This window comes from Variovorax raffinosi (assembly GCF_051216615.1).
In the GTDB taxonomy this organism is placed as follows: Bacteria; Pseudomonadota; Gammaproteobacteria; order Burkholderiales; family Burkholderiaceae_C; genus Variovorax.
On record NZ_JBPJZR010000008.1, the window covers coordinates 17,680 to 37,801 of the forward strand.

Here is a 20,122-nt window from a genome sequence, read left to right on the forward strand (position 1 = left end):
GGCGGGCCCGGAAGGTCCACCGGGCGAGTCAGGGATTACCTGTAGCAATTCGCGTGTCATCTGTCGTCGCAACGACCGCGGTCCGAAACGTCCATCCGTATTCTTTCCCTACACCTACACAACACAGGAGAGACATCCATGTTCGCTACACCGTGTCCCCCGCGCAAGCGGGTTTTTCCGTGGCTGCGGCCCCGTGCCGTTGCCACAGGCCTTGCGATGACGGGCGCATTGCTGGCCGCAGGCTGCGGCGGAGGCTCCGGCGGCGGCTCGGCGTTCCCGTTCTTTCCCGGCACCACCCCGCCGCCCGCCGCGCAGACGCCGGCCGCATTCCAGGTGAAGACGCTCTCGTCACCGCCCGACATGATCAGCGGCGGCGACACGCTGCTCGAAGTCACAGCGCCGGCGGGCGTGGCCCTGGACAAGGTGCGCGTGAGCCTCAACGGCAAGGACGTGACCTCGCAGGTGCCGGTGGCCGACAGCACGGCACGCGTGCTGCGCGGCCTCGTGACCGGGCTCACGACCGATGCCAGCAGCACCACCGGCAGCAGCAACTCGCTGGTGGTGAGCAATGCCGACGACGCCACGCAACGCACCGAGACCAAGTTGGTCAACTACCCCATCACCGGGCCGATTCTCTCGGGCCCGCACATCTCGCCCTACGAATGCCGCACGGTGCAAAACGGCCTGGGCAACCCGCTCGACGCTGACTGCTCGGCCACCACGCAGGTGGTCTGGTACTACCGCACGAAGGCCAACACCTTCCTGCCGCTGAGCGACCCGACCGGCCCGCGCCCGGCCGACCTGGTGACCACGACCACCAACGACGGCGCCACGGTGCCTTACATCGTGCGCGTCGAGTCCGGCACCATCAACCGCGGCGTGTACCGGCTCGCGGTGCTCGACAACCCGGCCAAGGGCGCGCCCGCCACCTGGAAGCCCGGCCCCGGCTGGAACAAGAAGCTGGTCGTCTACTTCGACTGCTGCGGCTCGGCCCAGTACAACCAGGGCGTTCATGCAATCGACACGGTCCTGGGCGACGTCGGCCACATCCAGTTGTCGCGCGGCTTCGCCTTCATGAACTCGACGGAGCTGTGGAACAACCAGCACGCCAACCCGCACCTGCAGGGTGAAACGCTGATGATGCTCAAGGAGCACGTCATCGAAGAGTTCGGCACCGTGCCCAAGTGGACCGCCGGCTTCGGCGGCTCGGGCGGCGCCATCCAGCAGTACCTGATCGCGCAGCTCTACCCGGGCCTGCTCGACGGCATCCAGCCCATCGTGTCGTTCCCCGAAACGCTGATGCCCGAGGTGATGGAGTGCCGGTTGCTGAACAACGTCTACAAGCTCGACGCGGCCACCTGGACCACCGCCAAGCAGACCGCGGTGAACGGCTTCAACACCGACCCCAAGAGCGGCATCACCACCTGCATGAGCTGGGACGCGGCCTTCGCGAGCATCATCAAGTCCGACAACGCGGCGGGCTGCGGCTTCCTCGAACCGGCCAATGCATCGAACGTGTTCAACCGCACCACCAACCCCAACGGCATCCGCTGCGACCTGTTCCAGACCAACGTGAACCTGCTCGGCAAGCGCCCCGGCACGCAGGAGGCGCGGCGGCCGATCGACAACATCGGCGTGCAGTACGGCCTGGCCGCGCTGAACAGCGGTGCGATCTCGGTGACGGAGTTTCTCGACCTGAACCAGAAGGTCGGTGGCTTCGACGGCGATGGCAACACGCAGGCCGCGCGCTCCGAGGCGGACCCCGACGCGCTGAAGCTCACCTACGCGGGCGGCTTCAAGAACAGCTTCAGGGGGCCGGGCCTTGCGAACATTCCGATCATCACGCAGCGCGGCAACGCCGACTCGGCGGCCGACATCCACGACACCATGCAGGACCTGATCATCCGGGCCCGCCTGCAGCGCGCCAATGGCCGCAGCGACAACCAGATCATCTGGACGCTGGGTTCCAAGTCGAATGTCGACTACATGTCCGCCTCGATCGACCTGCTGAACAAGTGGCTGGACAACATGGCCGCCGATCCGGCACCCGCCTCCACCGACAAGGTGGTGCGCAACAAGCCCACGGGCGCCAACGACGCCTGCTGGGACACCACCGGCACGCGCATCGACGAAGTGGCATCGACCGATCCGGCCGCACAGTGCAACGTGGTTTATCCGCGCTTCAGCACGCCGCGCCTGACGGCCGGATCGCCGCTGGTCAACGACGTGCTCAAGTGCCAGCTCAAGCCGGTCAATGCCGCCGACTACAAGGTGACCATCGCGGGTGCCGACCTTGCGCGGCTGCAGACGATCTTTTCGGCTGGCGTGTGCGACTGGAGCAAGCCCGGCGTGGGCCAGGAGCCGCTGCGCGGCACCTACCTGCGGCTGCCGCTCAACTAAGCGGAAGAAGGCTTGCGGGCGGCGCCCGGCAACTTCGCCACCCGCTCGGCCAGAAAGTCCACCAGCACGCGCACCCGCAGCGGCTGGTGGCGGCGTGCAGCGTAGAGCAGATGCACCTCTTGCGCCGGGCCCGTGTGGCGCCCGAGCACACGCACAAGGCGCCCATCGGCCAGCAGGTCCGCCACCATCCAGGTCGGCTGCAATGAAATGCCCGCGCCGGCGAGCACGCTGTCGAGCATGGCCACCGCGTTGTTCACGCGGTAGCGACTGCGCACCGGCACGGTCACCGGGCCGTCGGGGCCTGTGAGCAGCACCCCGTCATCTCCCGCCGCATAGCGCAGGTAGTCGTGGGCCACGAGGTCCTGCGGCTTGCGTGGCTTGCCGCGCGCGGCCACGTAGTGCGGCGACGCCACCAGCACGCGCGGCCACGTGCCCAGGTGGCGGGCGACCAGGTCCGGCGGCAACGCGCCGCCTACACGCAACGAGACATCGATGCGCTCTTCGCGCGGATCGATGAAGCGGTCGTCGAGCACCAGTTCGAGCTGGATGTCGGGGTACAGCCGCAGGAACTCCACCGCCATCGCATTGAGGTGCCGCTGCCCGAGCGTGACAGGCGCACTCACACGCAGCAGGCCCTGCGGTTGCTGCACCTGCTCGCGCGCATCGGCCACCGCGTCGCCGTAGTCCTCCAGCATGCGGCGGGCGCGCTCGTGAAAGCGCTGCCCTTCTTCCGTCAGGCTCAGGCCGGTGGCGGCGCGGCGCAGCAGGCGCACGCCCAACGAACGCTCCAGGCCCGCGACCAGCTTGCTGATGGTGGGCTGGGTGGTGTCGAGCGCGCGGGCTGCCCCCGAGAGGCTGCCGAGATCGACGCTGTGCACGAAGGCCGAGAGCGCGCGCAGGGTGTCCATGGGTGTATTCGATTCAGGAATGGAATGGATGCCATTTTGCCGTCTACCCATCCTGATGTGAATGCGCAAAAGTCGGGTCCTCCCACCCATTCCAAGGACTTCACATGACTGCATCGACACTCGGATCGATCCTGCGCCAGGGCGCGCTGGCACTCACGCTGGCGGGCGTCGCCGCCGCATCCACGGCGCAAACAGCGGCGCCGCCCACGTACTGGAGCCCGAGCTGGATGGCCGCCACGCAGCCCCTGTGGGACGGCAACTTCGTGCTGCCTGCCGGCGTTCCGTTCCAGTTCAACCGCCAGACGGTGCGCCAGGTGGCACGCCTGAGCATCGGCGGCACCCGGCTGCGCGTGGTGATCAGCAACGAAGGCGGCACGTCGCCGCTGTACATCGGCGGGGCCCGCGTGGCCCGGCACGACGAAGGCTCGGCGATTGTCGAAGGCAGCGACCGCGCGGTGCGCTTCGGCGGGCAGATCGAGGTCGTCGTGCCGCCCGGCGCGCGGCTGGTCAGCGACCCGGTCGACCTGCCGCTGCCCGCGCTCAGCGAAGTCGCTGTGTCGCTCTACCTGCCCGGGCCGAGCCAGCCTGCGGGCTTTCACTTCGACGCCCGCCAGACCGCCTACGTGGCCGATGGCGACTTGACCGGCGCCCCGCGCCTGCCTGCCACCGCCACGCAATGGAGCACCCGCGTCTACGTGAGCGGCCTGATCGTCGAGACACCCAGGGCGCCCACCACCGTCGTCGCCCTCGGCGATTCGCTGACCGACGGCAACGGCTCGACGCCCGGCGCCAACACCCGCTGGCCCGATGCGCTGGCCGAACGCCTGGCCGGGCGCGGCGTGGGCGTGCTCAACGCCGGCAACTCCGGCGGCCGCCTGCTGAAGGACGGCATGGGCTGCGCCGCGCTGGAGCGCGTCGGCCGCGACGTGTTCTCGCAACCGGGCGTGCGCGCCATGGTCGTGATGCTGGGCACGAACGACATCGGCTGGCCAGGCGGCCCGTTCGCGCCGCAGGAGCCCGCTGTGCGCGCGGAAGAAGTCATCCAGGGGTTCCGCCAGTTGATAGAGATGGCCCATGCCCACAACGTGCGCATCATGGGCGCCACCATCGCGCCCAACGAACGCGCGCTGGAAGGCACACCGCTGGTCGGCCACCACTCGCCTGAAAAGGAGAAGGTGCGGCAGGCCGTGAACCGATGGATTCGCGAGAGCGGCGCCTTCGACGCGGTGGTCGACTTCGACGCGCTGCTGCGCGATCCGGCCCGCCCGATCCGCATGAAGGCCGCGATGGACTCCGGCGACCACCTGCACCCTGGCGACGCCGGCTACAAGGCGATGGCGGCGGCGATCGATCTCGAAGCGCTGCTGGGCAGCCCTGTGCAGCCTTGAGGGACGGCCACGGAGAAGCCCCGGACGGGGCTTTTCCCGTGGTCCTGAAGCCCTCAAATATACTGTACATACATACAGTATTTCTCTAAAATTCGACGTCTCCAAGAACAACGTCGAGGCGCCCCCCAATGACCACCGCCAGTCCGCCTGCGCCCTCCGCGCAGCTTCTTTTTTTCTCCCGGCTGCAGCAGTTGCAGTCCCGCTCCCGCACAGGCCGGATCTCGACCTGGCCCTTCAAGGTGGCCCGCGAAAAGGGCCACGGCGACGATGACGACAGCAACGCAAAGGAAGACGTCCGCGTTCAGGCGGCGCGCATCATCCGGACGACGGCCGAGCATTGGTGGCCGTCTGCTTCTTGAACCGCCTCATTCAAGGAAGGCCGTATGAAGTCCGAACATCTTTCCCGGAATGGACAAGTGCGCAACCGGCTTCTCATCGGACTGTTTCCCGACGAGGCCGTTCGCACTGAAATCAAGGCGCATCGCGATGATTGGCTGTGGCCCACGAGCAGCCGTTTTCCTCCAGAAGATCGATGGCATCTGACGCTGGAGTACCTCCGCGATCAGGACGAATTCGCGGAGCGACGTCTGCGTGCCGCGCTGGCGCAGGTATCGCTGCCAACGCTGGAACTCACGCTGAATCACTCATGCACATGGAACAACGACGTTTCGGTGGTCCAGCCTGCGGACCATCAAGGCCTGCGCGCGCTTCAAGCCCATATCGAACACGCAGTGCATCGGGCCGGCTTCCGTTCTCTCATCCGCGGATGGAATCCGCACGTCACGATTGCCAGAGACGCGGAGCATGCCGCCTGTCCGACCTTGAGCCCCATCCGTTGGAACGTGCGGGAGTTCAGGCTGGTTCGCTCGCACTTCACACGCCCCTTTCGCCATGAGTTGCTGGCGTCCTACCCTGCGCATTAGGAATCCGGCGCTACATTTCCTGCATGCTGACGCCACCCGACCTTTCGCAAGACGCCATCGCCCAATGCCTCGCCAACGAATACGGACTGCACACCACGCGCGCTGAATTCCTGCCCCTCGGGGCCGATGTGAATTCAGCCGTCTTCCGCGTCGATGCCAACGACGGGGCTGCGTACTTCCTCAAGCTGCGTCGAGACGACTTCAAGCAGGCCGTCGTCGCCATCCCTGCCTTTCTCCATCACGAGAAAAGCATCGAGGCCGTGATGGCGCCGCTGCCGACCACAGACCGCCAACTCAGCGTGCGCAACCTTGGCTTCGACTGGATGCTCTACCCCTTCTTCGAAGGTAGCAACGGATTCGAGCGCGCCCTGTCCAATGCGCAATGGACCACGCTCGGTGCCGCATTGAGCGCCGTTCACCATGCCGAACTGCCGGACGCCCTGCGCGCAGGCGTGCCGCAAGAAAGCTATTCGCACCACTGGCGCGAAGGCGTGCGCCGCTACCAGCGCCGCTTCATCAACGGCCTGGCCGGCGACGACATCGTTCGCCGCTTCCTCGCCTTCTGGGAAGCGCATGACGAGGAGATCGACACCGTCGTCTACCGGAGCGAACAGATCGCCTCGATCCTGCTGGAGCGCTCGTTGCCGCTGGTGCTGTGCCACTCCGACATCCACGCCGGCAACGTGCTCGTCGGCGACAACGACAGCCTGTGCGTCATCGACTGGGACACGCTGATCCTCGCGCCGAAGGAGCGCGACCTGATGTTCATCGGTGGCGGTGTCGGCCACGTGTGGAACCAGCCGCGGGAAGAAGCGCTGTTCTACGAGGGCTATGGACCGGCAGACATCGACCCGATGGCGCTGGCCTACTACCGCTACGAACGGATCACCAGGGACCTGCTCGAAACCTGCGACCTGATCTTCGATGCGTCCGCGAGCGCGGAAGACCGCGAAGAAGGCCTGCGCCAGATCGCGAGCCAGTTCCTGCCGGACGACGTTGTCGCCATCGCGCACCGGAGCTACGAAGCGATCACCTGATCCGGCCCGGATCGGCTCAGATCAGCAGGTCCTGCGCGTCATCCTCGAAACCCGCGATGGGCTGGGCCTTGGCCAGTGCCAGCCAGACGGCGAAGGGAATACGGTCGAAGGCGCGATGCACCGCTGCGCGCGCCACCACGAGGCGCTCGCCTTCGAGCACCATCACGCCGCACTCGGGCGGCACTTCGTCGGGCGTTGCAATACAACGGCCCTTGGCATCGTTGCCCAGCACGTACCAGCACTCGCCGCCCAGGTCGAGATACGCCGCGCGCTTGTCGGGCTTGCGCAGGTCGCCCAGCAGGTCGGCGCGGCTCACCTTCACCTCGTGCACGATCGGATGCGCATAGGCCTCCACGCTGGTGTTGCGGATCGAAAAAACATCGGGCCGCGCCACGCACCAGCGCGGCTTGCCGCCCTCTTCCAACGGCGGCAGTCGCGCGCGCAGCCCGAGGCCGCGCCATGCGATGCGGCCGCCGCGCGTCATCTCGCGCGCCACGCGCTCGACCAGCGCCTCGTGCGGCGACAGCGCCGCGCGGTTGATGGTGAGCGTGGTCGCAATGCGCGCAATGCCGGCATCGGTCACGCGCAAGGTTTCGTGGCCGTGCACGGTGCGCACGCGTTCGAGATAACCACCGGCGAGCAGTTCGACCTCGATGCTGTCGCAGCACGGCCAGCCGGCCGAGCGGTAGATCTCGCGCAGGCGCCGTGCATGCAGCTTGCCGAAGGGCACGGCCGTCTGCAGCGGCGGCGGGTCCGCCACCGGCGGCGCAATGCCGGGATCGGTGACCGGTGGAACCCCGGGCGGCGGATCGCCCTCGGGCAGCGGCACCGGCGGCGATGGCGGCGATGGCGGCGTGATGGGCGTCGGCACATCGGGCGCGGGCGGCGGTGGACCGATCGGTGCGGCAACGCCGACGACAACGGACTCAGGAAGAACGAGTTCGGGCATGGGAGGAGCAGGTTAGCGAAAAGTCATGGAGGGCGCGAGGCATGGAACGATCGGTTGCATTCGCGCAGGGCGGCACTCAATGGAAGTCCCGGCTCGTGTTGCTCTGCGCGAGCCGGCCCATGAGCGGCGTCAGGTCCTTGAAGCCGGTGGCGATCAGGTGCTGCACCTTGCCGCCGCTGTCGTCGTCGCGCTGCCAGGTGCCCTGCACCGCGAGCAGGTGCGACTTGAGCAGCGGCTCGCGCCAGGCATCGATGACGTGGTTCCAGACGATCACGTTGACGTTGCCGGTCTCGTCTTCGAGCGTGACGAAGATGGTGCCGTTGGCGGTTCCGGGCCGCTGCCGGCCCTTGACGATGCCGCAGGCGCGCACGGTCTGGCCGCTGGGCTGCGCGCGCAGTTCCTCCGCGCTCATGAGCTTCATGCGGGCCAGGCGCGAACGCAGCAGCGCGAGCGGATGGCGGCGCAGCGTGAGGCCGAGCGATGCGTAGTCGCCGACGATCTCCTCGCCCTCGGGCGCGGCCGGCAGCAGCAGCGCCTGTTCGTGGATCGGCACGCCCTTGAGCAGGGCCGGTGCGCGGTGCTGCGCGGTGGCGTCCCAGACCTGCTGGCGCCGATGGCCCGAGAGCGACATCAGCGCATCGGCCGCGGCCAGCGCGGCCATGTCCTTGCCGTCGAGTTCGGCGCGCAGGGCGAGGTCTTCGGTGCTGGTGAATGGCGCTTGCGCGCGCGCTTCGAGCAAGCGCTCGGCGCCCCCCGCGCTCAGGCTCGAAATCCGATTCAGGCCGAGTCGCACCGCAGGCTGGTTGTCGTTGCCCAGGCGCTCGGCATAGCGCGCGTCGGTCCCCGCCGGCATACGCGGTGCATCGGGGGCCCGGGCTTCGAGCGTGGTGTCCATGTCGCTGCATGTGACATCGACGGGTCGCACCTCGACGCCATGGCGACGCGCGTCCTGCACGAGCTGCGAAGGGCTGTAGAAGCCCATCGGTTGTGAATCGAGTAACGCGGCGAGAAAGCAGGCGGGCTCGTAGTTCTTGAGCCAGCTGCTCACGGTGACCAGCAACGCGAAGCTCGCGGCATGGCTTTCGGGAAAGCCGTAGTCGCCGAAGCCCATGACCTGCTTGAAGATGGCTTCGGCAAAGCTGGCCTTGTAGCCGTTATCGACCATGCCGTTCACGAGCTTGTCGTGGAACTTGCCGAGGCCGCCCTTGCGTTTCCATGCCGCCATCGCGCGGCGCAACTGGTCCGCTTCGTCGGCCGTGAACTTGGCCGCGATCATGGCGATCTGCATCACCTGCTCCTGGAAGATCGGTATGCCCAGCGTGCGCTCCAGTGCCGGGCGAAGCTCATCTTTCTCGTAGACGATCGGCAGCTTCTTCCTTACCCGCTCGCGCTGCTTGAGATACGGATGCACCATGCCGCCCTGAATCGGCCCCGGCCGCACGATCGCGACCTCGATCACCAGGTCTTCGTAGGTGCGCGGCTTCAGGCGCGGCAGCATCGACATCTGCGCCCTGCTCTCGATCTGGAACACGCCGATGGTGTCGGCGTCGCAGATCATGTTGAACACCTTCTGGTCGTCGTTCGGGATGTGGTGCATCTGCACCATCGAGCCCCGCCAGCGGTTCATGTGGTCGAGCCCGCGCCGGATCGCACTGAGCATGCCGAGCGCGAGCACGTCGACCTTGAGCATGCCCATGGCTTCGAGGTCGTCTTTTTCCCACTGGATGACGGAGCGGTCTTTCATCGACGCCTTCTCGACCGGCACCAGCCGCGTGAGCTTGGTGTGGGTGAGCACGAAGCCGCCGACGTGCTGGCTCAGGTGGCGCGGGAAGCCCTTGAGCCGCTGCGTCATCTCGATCCACTGGACCAGCTTGAGTTCGTCTTCTTCCACGCCGACGCGCTCGGCCGCCTGCCGCAGTTGCTCGCCGAGCACGGTGTCGTCGAACCAGTAGTGGTCCTTGGCGAACTCGTCGATCAGCCGTTCGTCGATGCCGATGGCCTTGCCCACGTCGCGCAATGCGCTGCGCGAGCGGTAGCAGATGACGACGGCGGCGATGGCGGCGCGTTCGCGGCCGTATTTTTTGTAGATGTACTGGATGACGTCTTCGCGCCGCTGGTGCTCGAAGTCGACGTCGATGTCAGGTGGCTCGCGGCGCTCACGGCTAAGAAAGCGCTCGAACAGCAGCGTGCCCTTGTCGGGGTTGATCGCGGTGATGCCAAGGCAGTAGCAGACCGCCGAATTGGCCGATGAGCCGCGGCCTTGACAAAGGATGTCCTGAGATTTTGCGAAACGCACGATGTCTTCCACCGTGAGAAAGAACATCTCGTATTCGAGTTCGATGATCAGCCTCAGCTCTTTGTGCAGCTGCATGCAGACACTCCCGGGAATGCCCGAGGCGTACCTTTCGACCGGGTACATCTTCAATGCGCCCTCCCAGGTCTTGCGCACCAACGTCTGCGCGGCGGTTTCGTTGTTGCCCACCATCTCGAGCGGGTACTTGTAGGTCTCCCGAATCACCTTCGGATCGAACCTGCACCGCTGCGCCACCACCAGCGTATTCGCCAGCATCTGCGGCAGATAAAGCCCGGCCAGCCGCATCCGCTGCCGCAGATGCCGCTCGGCGTTCGACTCCAGCGCAAAGCCGCATTCGGCCACGGTCTTGCCTTCGCGCACGGCCGTCAGCACGTCATGCAAAGGCTTGCAGGCACGCACATGCATGCGCACATCGCCGGCCGCCACCAGCGGAACGCCGGCCTGCTCGCCCGCCTGCATCAGCGTGACGAACCACAGGTCGTCGTCGAGTTCGTTGAACAGCTCCATCGCCAGCCAGAGGTTGGTGCCGTAAAGCGCCTTGGCGGCCATCAGGTCTTCATGCAGCGTGGCGACATCCACCGCGCCGCCGGGAGCGCGATGCGGCACGAAAAGAACCTGGCAGTCCTGCAGCGAGGCCACGTTGCTTTCTTCCCAGCTCACGCGGTATTGGCCCTTGGGCAATTCGGTGTTGCGCGCGGCGGTGATGAACTCGCAGAGGTTGCCCCAGCCCTCGGTGTCGTTCGCGATCACCACGAGCTTGAAGCGCTCGAAACGGAACTCGCTGCCGAACAGCAGTCTGAAATCGGGGTGGCGCGGAATCGGTGGCTCGTCGGGGTGCTCGCGTTCGTACTCGTCCAGCTTCGCAGGCAGGTCGCGCAACGCGACATGCGCACGCACGATGCCCGCCACCGAACATTCATCGGTGATCGCCAGCGCCGAGTAACCCAGGTGGTAGGCGCGCTCCACCATGTCTTCAGGCATCGATGCGCCGCGCTGGAAGCTGAAGTTCGTGAGGCAGTGCAGCTCGGCATAGTCGGGCAAGCCCGGCACCGGCCTGAACCGCTGCGGCAGCACATGCACCTTGGCAGGCATGAGCGCCCGCATCTGCTTGCCGCTGGGATCAGGCATAGAAGCCCTGCAGATACCAGCGCACTTCGCCGGAAGAAAAGCGCGCGGCAGGCCGCTCGCGAAAGATCCACACCAGCCCGGCTTCGGGGCTTTCCGCGACGTAGTAGTCGCGCATCGCGGGCTGGCCGCCGTCGTCCTTGTCGCCCCACCAGCCGGCTTCGACGCGCTGCGGTCCGATCAGCTTGCTCAGCGGCCCGCGATAGCACGGCCGCTCGCCGTCCATGTCGAGCAGCAAGGGTTCGGGCAGCAGCCACGGCGGATAGCTCGCATCGGGTTGCGAGGCCGCGGCCTTGGCATCCTTTCGGACCTTCTCGGGCGCCTTGTCTTTCTGCAGCGCGGGCCGCCATGCCTGCTTGCGCTCCGGCCGGTGGTCGGCCTGCGCCGAGGGCACCAGCACCTGCTGCGCGCCGAGCCGCACGCTGAGCCGCTCGACCATCTCGTGCAGCTTGTCGCCCTTGCGGTTGTCTTCCGGCAGAAAGCTGGTGCTGGCACCGGCCCACGGATCGGTTTCGAGGGTGCGCAGCTTCAGCCAGCTCGCGGGCGCGGCCAGCGTGGTGAGCGCCAGTTTTTCGGACAGCAGGCGGCGCAGGTGCGCCATGTCTTGCGTGGGTTCGGCGGTGCGCACGGTGACCTGTTGGTGCGGCGGCAGGTTCACGCCGTTGAAGCGCTTGAGGTCGAGCGTCCATTGCAGCTCGAGCGCACGCGCGCCGCGCTGGCGTGCGCGCAGCCAGAACTGCAGCGTCGTCAGCAGGCGGTTGGCCGACCACATCAGCTCGGGCGCGGTCTCGGCCAGCGCGGGCAGCTCCAGCTTCTGCTCGAACACGTCGGGCAGCGTGAGCCAGGTGTGGCTTTCGGGGCGCAGGCCCCAGGCCATGTCGAGCGCTTCGCGCAGGCCCGCGCCAAAACGCCGCGTGAGGCCGCCGCGCGGCAAGGCGGCCACGTCGCCCCAGGTGCGGCAGCCGAGCCGCGCGAGCAGGTCGAGGTGGGCATGCGCGGCGCTCAGGGTGTCGAGCGGCAGGCGGCCCGGAATGTCTTTCGGGCGTTCCTCGTTGCGCGAGAACAGGCGCAGCCGTGCCAGCGCGATCAGGCTGGTGGCGCCCTGCGCGCCCAGCATGCGCGCATCGGGAATGGGGTTGGCGGCGAGCAGCACCCGCATCATCTGCAGCCGCCCGCCCCACAGGCGCTCGCAGGCGGAGACTTCGAGCATCAGGGCTTCGTCTTGCCAGGCGACATGGGGCGTGTATTGCAGCGCCCACCAGCCCAAGGCCTCGGGCGTGGGCAGGGGCTGTGCGTCAGGTGTGTCGGGCGCGTCGGCGTCAAGCGACCACCGCAATGCGATCCAGTGCATTGGGGCCTCCTTTCCACGCGTCGATGCGCACCACGGTGGCCGACGACGCCGCGTCACCCACAGGCACCGTGCCCAGTTGCTGCAACCGCAGCCTGCGCCGCAACCGGGCGGCGGCCAGCAGCGCGGTCATGCGCTCGTTGCGCGCGGGCAGCATCACCGGCGAAGCCAGCGGCGGGCCGCGACGCTTGAGGATGTGCAGCTCGATCTGCGCGCTGTCGCTCTCGCAGCGTTCGACCTGGATGCGAAGCCGCGCGGGCGAGGCCGACTGCGCCACCGCCTCGGGCCGGCACACGAACAGCAGCACCTCGTGCTGGGCGGCAGCCAGTTGCAGCCGCCGCAGCTCGGCCACGCGCGCCTGCGGCAGCCAGGCCACGACGGCGGCCACGTCGGCGCAGCGCAGCGCCTGCTCGCAGGCCCACAGCCGTGCGGGCGCGGCATCGCTCTTGACCCACATCAAGGCCTCCACCGGCAGGCCCTGCGCCGCGAGCGAGGGGCCGCAAGGTTCATAAGGCGCGCCGATCAGCACCACCGGTCCGCCGCGCGTTTCCACCGCCTGCGCCAGCGCGGGCAGCAACAGCCGCCAGACATGGGCCTCGGGCGTGCCCTGCAGCAGCTCGGTCATGGCGCCGACCGGCCAGCCGCCGCCGGGCAACTGCGCATCGAGCGCGGCATGGCCGGTGGCCGTGACCTGCGCGTCGGCCAGGCCGAGTTCGTCGGCATGCCAGACGCCACGGCCTGCGGCAGCGGAAAAGGAGTCGAGGAAAGGAAGGCCCATGATTGCACCGTTAACTGTATTTTTATACAGTATTTCATGGGTCGCAAGAAAGAAGATGTTTTTCTTCCTCGCTTGGCTTTTCATATTCCCATGGCTCATGCCAAGGCGCCCAGAAGTCGTTTGAGCCGGGGCCGTGCTTTCGCTCCAATGCCAGGCAAAGGAGCCCCGCATGAACCACCCCACCGTCACCGCCGGCCTGAACTACCTGCAGCCTTCCGCGCTGCGCCCGTTCAGCTACACCTTCCAGCCGCCACCCGACACACCCTGGGAAAGCGGCAGCTACGAGTTGCGCCCCATGCCGATCTCGGATGCACGCGCCGCCGCGATGCCCACCGACATCGAGCGCGAAGGTTTCGTGCTGCGCGATGCGCCCACGGCCGTGGCCGACTTTCTCGACGATGCCGAGGTCACGGCCGTCTACCACCGCGAGGCGGCCGAACTGGCGCTGCAGGTGACGGGCGGCGCGCGGGCCTACGTGTTCGACCATCTGGTGCGCCGGCGCGAAGCCGACCGCGCCGCCTTGAGCTTCGGCCGCCGCGCGAGCGACGGCAAGGCTGCTGCCAACGGCCGCATCCACAACGACTACACCGAGGAATCCGGCCGCCGCCGGCTGGCCATGGTGCTGGCCGACCCTGGCGCGGCCGCGGCCGTGCGGCGCTATTGCATCGTCAACGTCTGGCGCTCGATCAAGGGCCCGGTGCTCGACACGCCATTGGCCGTGTGCGATGCACGCTCGGTGATGGCGAAGGACCTGGTCAGCGCCGAGGTGCGCTACCCGCGCCGCACCGGCGAGATCTACCTGGCGACCCATTCGCCATCGCACCGCTGGTCGTATTTTTCGGCAATGGACCGGCACGAGGCGCTGGTCTTCAAGCAGTACGACTCGCAACTGAGCGGCGTGTCGCGCTACACGCCGCATGCGGCCTTCGACCACCCCGATGCGCCCGCCGACGCGCCGCTGCGCGAGAGCATCGAGGCCCGCTGCCTGGTGGTGTTCGAATGACGCCGCACACACGCCCCATGCTCGATTTCTGGTTCGACTTCGGCAGCAACTACAGCTACCTGAGCGTCATGCGCATCGAGGAAGAAGCGGCACGGCATGGTGTCGACATCCGCTGGCGGCCCTTCCTGCTCGGGCCGATCTTCCGCTCGTGCGGCTGGGAGTCGTCGCCCTTCGTGCTGCAGAAAGAAAAAGGCGACTACACGTGGAAGGACATGGCCCGCCAGTGCCGCAAGTACGGCCTGCCGTGGCAGCAGCCGACCAGCTTTCCGCGCCCGGCGGTGCTGCCGCTGCGCATCGCGCTGGTGGGTGCCACGCAGCCGTGGATGGGCGAGTTCTGCCGCCGCACGATGGCGATGAACTTCGCGCAAGACCGTGGCATCGACTCGCCGCAAACCATGCATGCGCTGCTGAGCGAGCTGGGCCTGCCGGCGCACCGGGTCATCGATGAAGCCCTCTCAGACGCCAACAAACTGCGGTTGCGGCGACAGACCGAAACCGCTGCCGAGAAAGGCATCTTCGGCGCGCCCACCTTCTTTGCCGGCGACGAAATGTTCTGGGGCAACGACCGCCTCGACGAAGCGATGGCGTTCTGCAAGCAAGCAGGCTCAGGCGCCGCCTGACCGCTGTTGCCGCTGCGCCTCGGCCGCCAGCCAGGCCGCTACATGGCGCACTTCTTCGCGCGGCTCGCCCTCGGCCTGGATCAGCCAATAGGCATGCCCCGATGACTGGGCCGGCTCGGGCGCGGCCACGCGCACGAGGCGCTTTTCGTCGAGCAGCGGCTGGATCAGTTCGAGCCGCCCCAGCGCCACGCCCTGCCCGGCCAGCGCCGCCTGGATCAACTGGTCGTACTGGTTGAAGTGCAGCACCGCCTGCGGCTTGGCATCGGCCCAGCCCACCGAGGCCAGCCAGTCGCTCCACTGCAGCCACGGGTGCTGCGGATCGTCGAACGCCAGCAGGCACAGGCCCGACACGGCCCCGGCCGAGCGCAGCGACTTCAGGCCCAGCGAAGGGTGCGCCACGGGTGCCACCGTTTCGCCGAAGAGCCGCAGCGCGCCGGCCGGTGCGAGCGCGGGCGTGGTGTAGCGGATGGCCAGGTCGATGCCTTCATTGCGCAGGTCGGCCAGCCGGTTGTTGGACGACACGCGCACGTCCACGCCCGGATGCAGCTTCTGCACATGGGCCAGACGCGGCAGCAGCCAGAGCCCGGTCATGCCGATGCTGGCGCTGAGCGTCACCGGGCGCTGCTCGCCCGCCTGGCGGATGCCGCCCATCACCTCCTGCAGTTGCTGCACGGCGCCGTCGGCACTGCGAAAAAGCCGCTCGCCCTCGGCGGTGAAGGAGATCGAGCGATGGCCGCGCACCAGCAGCTTCACGCCAAGCTGCGCCTCGAGCGCATGCACCTGCTTGCTGACCGCCGACTGCGTGATGCACAGGTCTTGCGCCGCGAGCGAGATGCTCATGCGCCGCCCCACCGCGACAAAGCCCCGCACCAGATCGAGCGAGGCCATGCGAAGGAGCGAGAGTGGCATTCCCATGATGAATATGAGAGCGGATTCTCATGCAGCAGGTGCCGCGCCACAACCACAGAGCGATTTACCCGCCGGGAGCCGCGCCTTAAGATGATTTATTAACAGTTTGTGACCATGACACACAAAAAGATTCATCTGCTGGCTTCGGCCTTGGCCGTGTCTGCCTTCGCCCTCCTCGGCCTGTCGCCCGCCGCGCAGGCACAGACCAAGCCGATCCTGATCGGCCAGACCTATGTGAAGACCGGGCCGCTGGCCTCGTTGTCGACCGAACCGCTCATCGGCATTCGCGCCATGTTCACCGCGCTGAATGCGAGCGGCGGCATCAACGGCAGGCCGGTCGAATTGCGCCAGCTCGACGATGCCTACGACCCCGCCAAGGGCGCCGAGAACGTCAAGGCCTTCGTCGGCGACGGCGCGGTCGGCATCCTGATGCCCATCGGCACGTCGTCGTCGGTCGGTGCGCTGAAGGCGGCCAACGAACTCAAGGTGCCCGTCGTCGGCCCGTACACCGGCGCGGGCCCGGTGGTGAAGTTTTCCGAATACGGCTTTCCGGTGCGCATCAGCTTCGACGAGGAGTACAGCCGCATCGTGAACCACCTCTTCACCATCGGCCTGTCGCGCATCGCCTTTGCGCACAACGACAACCCGGGCGCGCGCTCGGCGATGGAGAGCACGCAGAAGTTCATTGCCGAGCGCGGCGACAAGATGGTCGGCAGCGTGGCGATCAAGAACGACGGCTCGGACGCCGCCGAACGCGCCACCGAACTGGCCAAACTCAAGCCCAAGGCGGTGGTGCTGTCGGCCACCAACGACGTGGCGGCCAAGTTCATCACCGCCTACCGCGCGGCGGGCGGCGAGACGGCCTTCTATTCGTTCTCCTTCCTGAACGGGCAGAAGCTGTTCCAGGACATCAAGAAGGACGCGGCCGGCGTGGTCATCTCGCAGGTCGTGCCCTACCCGTGGAACAGCGCGATGCCAGTGATTGCCGAGTACCAGGCGGCCATGAAGAAGATCGGCGCGACCGAGTTCAGCTATGCCAGCCTCGAGGGCTACGTCACGGCCAAGGTCATGGTCGAAGGCCTGAAGCGCGCGGGGCCGAACCCCACGCCGGACACGCTGCACAAGGGCCTCGAATCGTTCAAGACGCTCGACATCGGCGGCATTGCCGTGTCTTACCGGCCCGGCGAGCATCGCGGGCTGACCTTCTCCGAATTGTCGATGCTCAAGGCCGACGGGCGCTATCTGCGCTGAGCCCTTCCGGGCGCGGCCGGCCCGGAGCAGAATTTCCTTCGTGACCTTCCCCACGCCCCCATTGCTGCTTCCCACGCTCACACGCGCCCGGTTGCTCCGGCTGGGTGCGGCGCTTTGCGCCAGCGCCGCCCTTCCCTCCTTCGCGCAACAAGGCAGGCCCGCGATGAAGATGAACACCCGCCCCATCCCCTCCACGCAGGAAGCCTTGCCGGTGATCGGCTGCGGCACCTGGATCGGCTTCGACCAGCGCCCCGGCAGCGACGAATACAAGCGCCTGCCCGGCGTGCTCGACGCCCTGTTCGCGGCCGGCGGCGCGGTGATCGACAGCTCGCCGATGTACGGCCGCTCCGAGGAAACCACCGGCGAACTGCTGGCCGCGAGCGGACAGCGCGACAAGGCCTTTCTCGCCACCAAGGTCTGGACCTCGGGCCGCGAAGCCGGCATCGCGCAGATGGAGCAGTCGTTCACGCGGCTGCGCACCGAGCGCATGGACCTGATGCAGGTGCACAACCTCGTCGACTGGCGCACGCATCTCGCCACGCTGCGCGGCTGGAAGGACAAGGGCCGCGTGCGCTACATCGGCATCACGCACTACACGGCCTCGGCCTATGACGAGGTCGAAGCGGTGCTGCGCGCCGAGAAGCTCGACTTTCTGCAGATCAACTACTCGCTCGATGCGCGCGAGGCCGAGCAACGCCTGCTGCCGCTCGCGGCCGAGCGCGGCGTGGCGGTGATCGTCAACCTGCCCTTCGGTGGCGGCGGCCTGCTGCGGCGGCTGCGCGACAAGCCGCTGCCCGCGTGGGCCAACGAGATCGGCTGCACGAGCTGGGCGCAGGTGCTGCTGAAGTTCGTGCTGAGCCACCCGGCCGTGACCTGCGCGATCCCGGGCACGAGCCGCGCCGAACACATGGCGGACAACGCCGCGGCCGGCGCGGGCACGTTCCCGGATGCGGCGTTCTGGCGCCGAGAGGCCGCCTCTATTCGAACTTGACGTTGTGCTCCCGCACGGTGGCGCCGAAGGCGTCGTACTGCGTGCGGAAGAACTCGGCGAACTTCGCGGGGCTCATGCCGTAGCCCTCGAAGCCCTGCTGCACCAGTTGCGTGTGCACGTCAGGCCGCTTGAGCGTGTTCTGCAACTCCAGCGAGAGCTTGTCGGTGATCTCCTTCGGCAGGCCCGGTGGTCCGAAGAAACCGGCCCATGGCGTGATGGTGAGCTTGCCCAGCCCCAGCTCGCCGCCCGTGGGCACATCGGGCAGCAGGCCGCTGCGCTGCGGCAGCAGCGTGACCAGCGCGCGGATGCGCCCCTCCTTCACGAAGCCGGGTGCCAGCGTGCCGGTGGTGAACATCATGTGGATCTGCCCGCCCAGCAGGTCGGTCATGGCCTGCATGTCGCCCTTGTAGCGCGCGTTGACCACCTTGCGCTCGCCCAGCAACTGCAGCATTGCCAGTTCTGACGCGCTGTTGCTCGATGCCGAGTTGTAGTCGCCGGGCTTGGCCGTCACCATCGCCAGCAGCTCGTGCACGCTTTTCACCGGCAAGCTCGACGGCACCACGAGGAACATCGAGAACTGCCCCGCCGAGCTGATCGGCGTGAAGGCCTTGAAGGGGTCGTAGGGCGAGGTCGGCCGCAACGTGGGCGCCGCCACCATCGCGGTGTTGGTGCCCATCAGCAGCGTGTAGCCGTCGGGCTTGGCCGACGAAGTCGCTTGCGCCGCGAGCACGCCGTCGGCGCCGGGGCGGTTTTCCACGATCACCTGCTGGCCGAGTTGCTTGGACAGCCCCTCCGCGATGATCCGCGTGAGCGCATCGGCGCCGCCACCGGGCGCGAAGCCGACGATCAGCCGCAAGGGCTTGTTCGGATAGGCATCGGCGCTCCAGGCCGCCGTGCCCGGAAGCATCGCGGCCGGGAGAGCGGCAAGGGCCGCAAGGTTCAGGTTTCTGCGTCGCATGAAAGCCTCCTTGGTTCGCAGGATCAGAAGAGATGCCGCACGCCGAACTCCCAGCCCGACGAGCGCTTGCCGCCCGCCGGCGCAACGCCGCCGCTCACCACATAGCGCGCCTGCCCGCTGTTCATCAGCCGTGCGTAGGTGCCGTAGAGCGCGGTGCGCCTGGAGAGGTTGTGCACGTAGCCGATGCCGAACTGGCGCGCGTCGTCGCGGTTGCGCGGCATGCCGTTGGCGTTGCGCAGGCTGTCGTCGCTGCGGTCGTCCAGGTAGGCATAGCTCACGCGGATGCGGCCGACCTCGAAGGCCGGAATGTGCGCACCGATCTCGGCGGTGTTCTTGCGCACCGTGCCGGCCGCGAGCTTCACCGTCACCTTGTTGTAGAGCGCGAAGAACTTCGCAAAGCCCGCGTCCCACGAGCCGCCGATGTTGGCGTGCGTGTAGTTGCCGATGGTGGCAGTGGTATTGAAATGCGAGCGCGTGACGGCCGCTGCGATGTCGAACGCGCCCGAGGCAAAACCGAAGCGCGCGCCGGCAAAGTTGCCGTCGTCGCGGTTCGGCGCGGTGGAGATGTTCTCCCCGGTGCCGACCATCGCCATGCCGTAGAAGCCGCCGAGCTTGGGCGGCAGCCAGTAGCTCACCGTGTTGCTGCCGGTGATGGCCGTCGGCAGCGGCCCGGTGCCCGCGCCCGCGAACGTGAGGTTGCCCGCGCGTGCCACGCCGTTGGCGTTGAAGGGGTCGAAGTAGATGCTGTTGTAGTGCGTGGGAATGAAGTCGTGGCCCAGCCGCACTTCGCCCAGCGTGGCCGACGCGAGGCTCACGAAGGACATGCGATCGAAGGTGATCGACCCCGCGGGTCCCGCGCCGCTCGTCTGGTTGTTGCTGTTGCTCGGCCGGCCGGTGCCCACATCGGGGTTGAGGCTGCCTTCGAGCCAGAAGCCCGCGCTGAGCCCGCCGCCCAGGTCTTCGGTGCCGCGAAAGCCGATTCGGCTGGTCGAGAGCCCGCCGTTGGACAGCGCCTTGACCGCGCCGCCTCCGACGCCGTTCGTGTACTGGATGCCGAGGTCCATCACGCCGAACACGGTGACGCTGGATTGCGCGTGCGCCGCGCCGCTGCTGGCAAGGCCAATGGCCGAACACATCAAAAGTCTCTTCATGGTTTCTTGTCTCCTGCTCTTTTCTTGGTTGAAAACTCGGGTCGCGCGCAGGGCTGCGCCACCGGGTGC

17 protein-coding genes are annotated in these 20,122 nt (G+C 67.4%); 9 read left to right on the forward strand and 8 right to left on the reverse strand.

Features of this window, described 5'->3' with window-relative positions; all coding sequences use genetic code 11:
• The first annotated feature begins 138 nt into the window (after positions 1-138).
• A complete protein-coding gene (locus ACSFB7_RS22640; protein WP_435474156.1) occupies positions 139-2,400 on the forward strand; it encodes a DUF6351 family protein in 2,262 nt (753 codons plus the stop codon).
• On the opposite strand, the gene ACSFB7_RS22645 is transcribed toward ACSFB7_RS22640, so the two are convergent.
• Positions 2,397-3,308 carry a LysR family transcriptional regulator gene (locus ACSFB7_RS22645; RefSeq protein ID WP_435474158.1) on the reverse strand — a complete coding sequence of 304 codons (912 nt, stop codon included), beginning with the start codon at positions 3,306-3,308 and terminating at the stop codon, positions 2,397-2,399. The two genes, ACSFB7_RS22640 and ACSFB7_RS22645, sit on opposite strands and share 4 nt — an antisense overlap.
• A gap of 104 nt (positions 3,309-3,412) precedes the next feature.
• Here ACSFB7_RS22645 and ACSFB7_RS22650 point away from each other — a divergent pair, with 104 nt between their 5' ends.
• From ACSFB7_RS22650 to ACSFB7_RS22665, 4 genes are all read left to right on the forward strand, one after another.
• Positions 3,413-4,696 carry an SGNH/GDSL hydrolase family protein gene (locus ACSFB7_RS22650; RefSeq protein ID WP_435474160.1) on the forward strand — a complete coding sequence of 428 codons (1,284 nt, stop codon included), beginning with the start codon at positions 3,413-3,415 and terminating at the stop codon, positions 4,694-4,696.
• A gap of 128 nt (positions 4,697-4,824) precedes the next feature.
• Complete coding sequence (locus ACSFB7_RS22655) at positions 4,825-5,055, forward strand: hypothetical protein (RefSeq protein ID WP_435474162.1); 231 nt, start codon at positions 4,825-4,827, stop codon at positions 5,053-5,055.
• A gap of 24 nt (positions 5,056-5,079) precedes the next feature.
• Positions 5,080-5,619, forward strand: a complete 540-nt coding sequence (thpR, locus tag ACSFB7_RS22660; RefSeq protein WP_435474164.1) for an RNA 2',3'-cyclic phosphodiesterase — start codon at positions 5,080-5,082, stop codon at positions 5,617-5,619.
• A 23-nt stretch (positions 5,620-5,642) separates the two neighbouring features.
• Positions 5,643-6,656 (forward strand): phosphotransferase enzyme family protein, encoded by a 1,014-nt coding sequence (locus tag ACSFB7_RS22665; protein ID WP_435474166.1) that lies wholly within the window; start codon positions 5,643-5,645, stop codon positions 6,654-6,656.
• Between the two features lie 16 nt (positions 6,657-6,672).
• On the opposite strand, the gene ACSFB7_RS22670 is transcribed toward ACSFB7_RS22665, so the two are convergent.
• The 4 genes from ACSFB7_RS22670 to imuA form a co-directional block, all read right to left on the reverse strand.
• Entirely contained in the window at positions 6,673-7,605 is a 933-nt protein-coding gene (locus ACSFB7_RS22670; RefSeq protein ID WP_435474168.1) for a hypothetical protein, read from the reverse strand.
• 76 nt (positions 7,606-7,681) lie between these two features.
• Positions 7,682-11,047, reverse strand: coding sequence for an error-prone DNA polymerase (locus tag ACSFB7_RS22675; RefSeq protein ID WP_435474169.1), 3,366 nt, complete (start codon positions 11,045-11,047; stop codon positions 7,682-7,684).
• Positions 11,040-12,395: a Y-family DNA polymerase gene (locus ACSFB7_RS22680; protein ID WP_435474171.1), complete on the reverse strand. Its 1,356-nt coding sequence runs from the start codon at positions 12,393-12,395 to the stop codon at positions 11,040-11,042. The genes ACSFB7_RS22675 and ACSFB7_RS22680 overlap by 8 nt, the downstream gene beginning before the upstream one ends.
• Entirely contained in the window at positions 12,364-13,170 is an 807-nt protein-coding gene (imuA, locus tag ACSFB7_RS22685) for a translesion DNA synthesis-associated protein ImuA (protein WP_435474173.1), read from the reverse strand. The genes ACSFB7_RS22680 and imuA overlap by 32 nt, the downstream gene beginning before the upstream one ends.
• Before the next feature lie 169 nt (positions 13,171-13,339).
• Between imuA and ACSFB7_RS22690 the strand changes: the two genes are divergently transcribed.
• Together ACSFB7_RS22690 and ACSFB7_RS22695 are read left to right on the forward strand one after the other, a co-directional pair.
• Positions 13,340-14,173, forward strand: coding sequence for a CmcJ/NvfI family oxidoreductase (locus tag ACSFB7_RS22690; RefSeq protein WP_435474175.1), 834 nt, complete (start codon positions 13,340-13,342; stop codon positions 14,171-14,173).
• Complete coding sequence (locus ACSFB7_RS22695; RefSeq protein WP_435474177.1) at positions 14,170-14,793, forward strand: 2-hydroxychromene-2-carboxylate isomerase; 624 nt, start codon at positions 14,170-14,172, stop codon at positions 14,791-14,793. The genes ACSFB7_RS22690 and ACSFB7_RS22695 overlap by 4 nt, the downstream gene beginning before the upstream one ends.
• Here the strand turns inward: ACSFB7_RS22695 and ACSFB7_RS22700 are convergent.
• Positions 14,779-15,702: a LysR substrate-binding domain-containing protein gene (locus ACSFB7_RS22700; protein ID WP_435474179.1), complete on the reverse strand. Its 924-nt coding sequence runs from the start codon at positions 15,700-15,702 to the stop codon at positions 14,779-14,781. The genes ACSFB7_RS22695 and ACSFB7_RS22700 overlap by 15 nt on opposite strands.
• A 114-nt stretch (positions 15,703-15,816) precedes the next feature.
• On the opposite strand from ACSFB7_RS22700, the gene ACSFB7_RS22705 reads away from it, so the two are divergent.
• Positions 15,817-16,953: an ABC transporter substrate-binding protein gene (locus ACSFB7_RS22705; RefSeq protein WP_435474181.1), complete on the forward strand. Its 1,137-nt coding sequence runs from the start codon at positions 15,817-15,819 to the stop codon at positions 16,951-16,953.
• A 163-nt stretch (positions 16,954-17,116) separates the two neighbouring features.
• Positions 17,117-17,944 carry an aldo/keto reductase gene (locus ACSFB7_RS22710; RefSeq protein WP_435474183.1) on the forward strand — a complete coding sequence of 276 codons (828 nt, stop codon included), beginning with the start codon at positions 17,117-17,119 and terminating at the stop codon, positions 17,942-17,944.
• On the opposite strand, the gene ACSFB7_RS22715 is transcribed toward ACSFB7_RS22710, so the two are convergent.
• Together ACSFB7_RS22715 and ACSFB7_RS22720 are read right to left on the reverse strand one after the other, a co-directional pair.
• Complete coding sequence (locus ACSFB7_RS22715; RefSeq protein ID WP_435474184.1) at positions 17,931-18,902, reverse strand: Bug family tripartite tricarboxylate transporter substrate binding protein; 972 nt, start codon at positions 18,900-18,902, stop codon at positions 17,931-17,933. The two genes, ACSFB7_RS22710 and ACSFB7_RS22715, sit on opposite strands and share 14 nt — an antisense overlap.
• Positions 18,903-18,925: 23 nt before the next feature.
• Entirely contained in the window at positions 18,926-20,053 is a 1,128-nt protein-coding gene (locus tag ACSFB7_RS22720) for a porin (protein ID WP_435474186.1), read from the reverse strand.
• Positions 20,054-20,122: the final 69 nt, after the last annotated feature.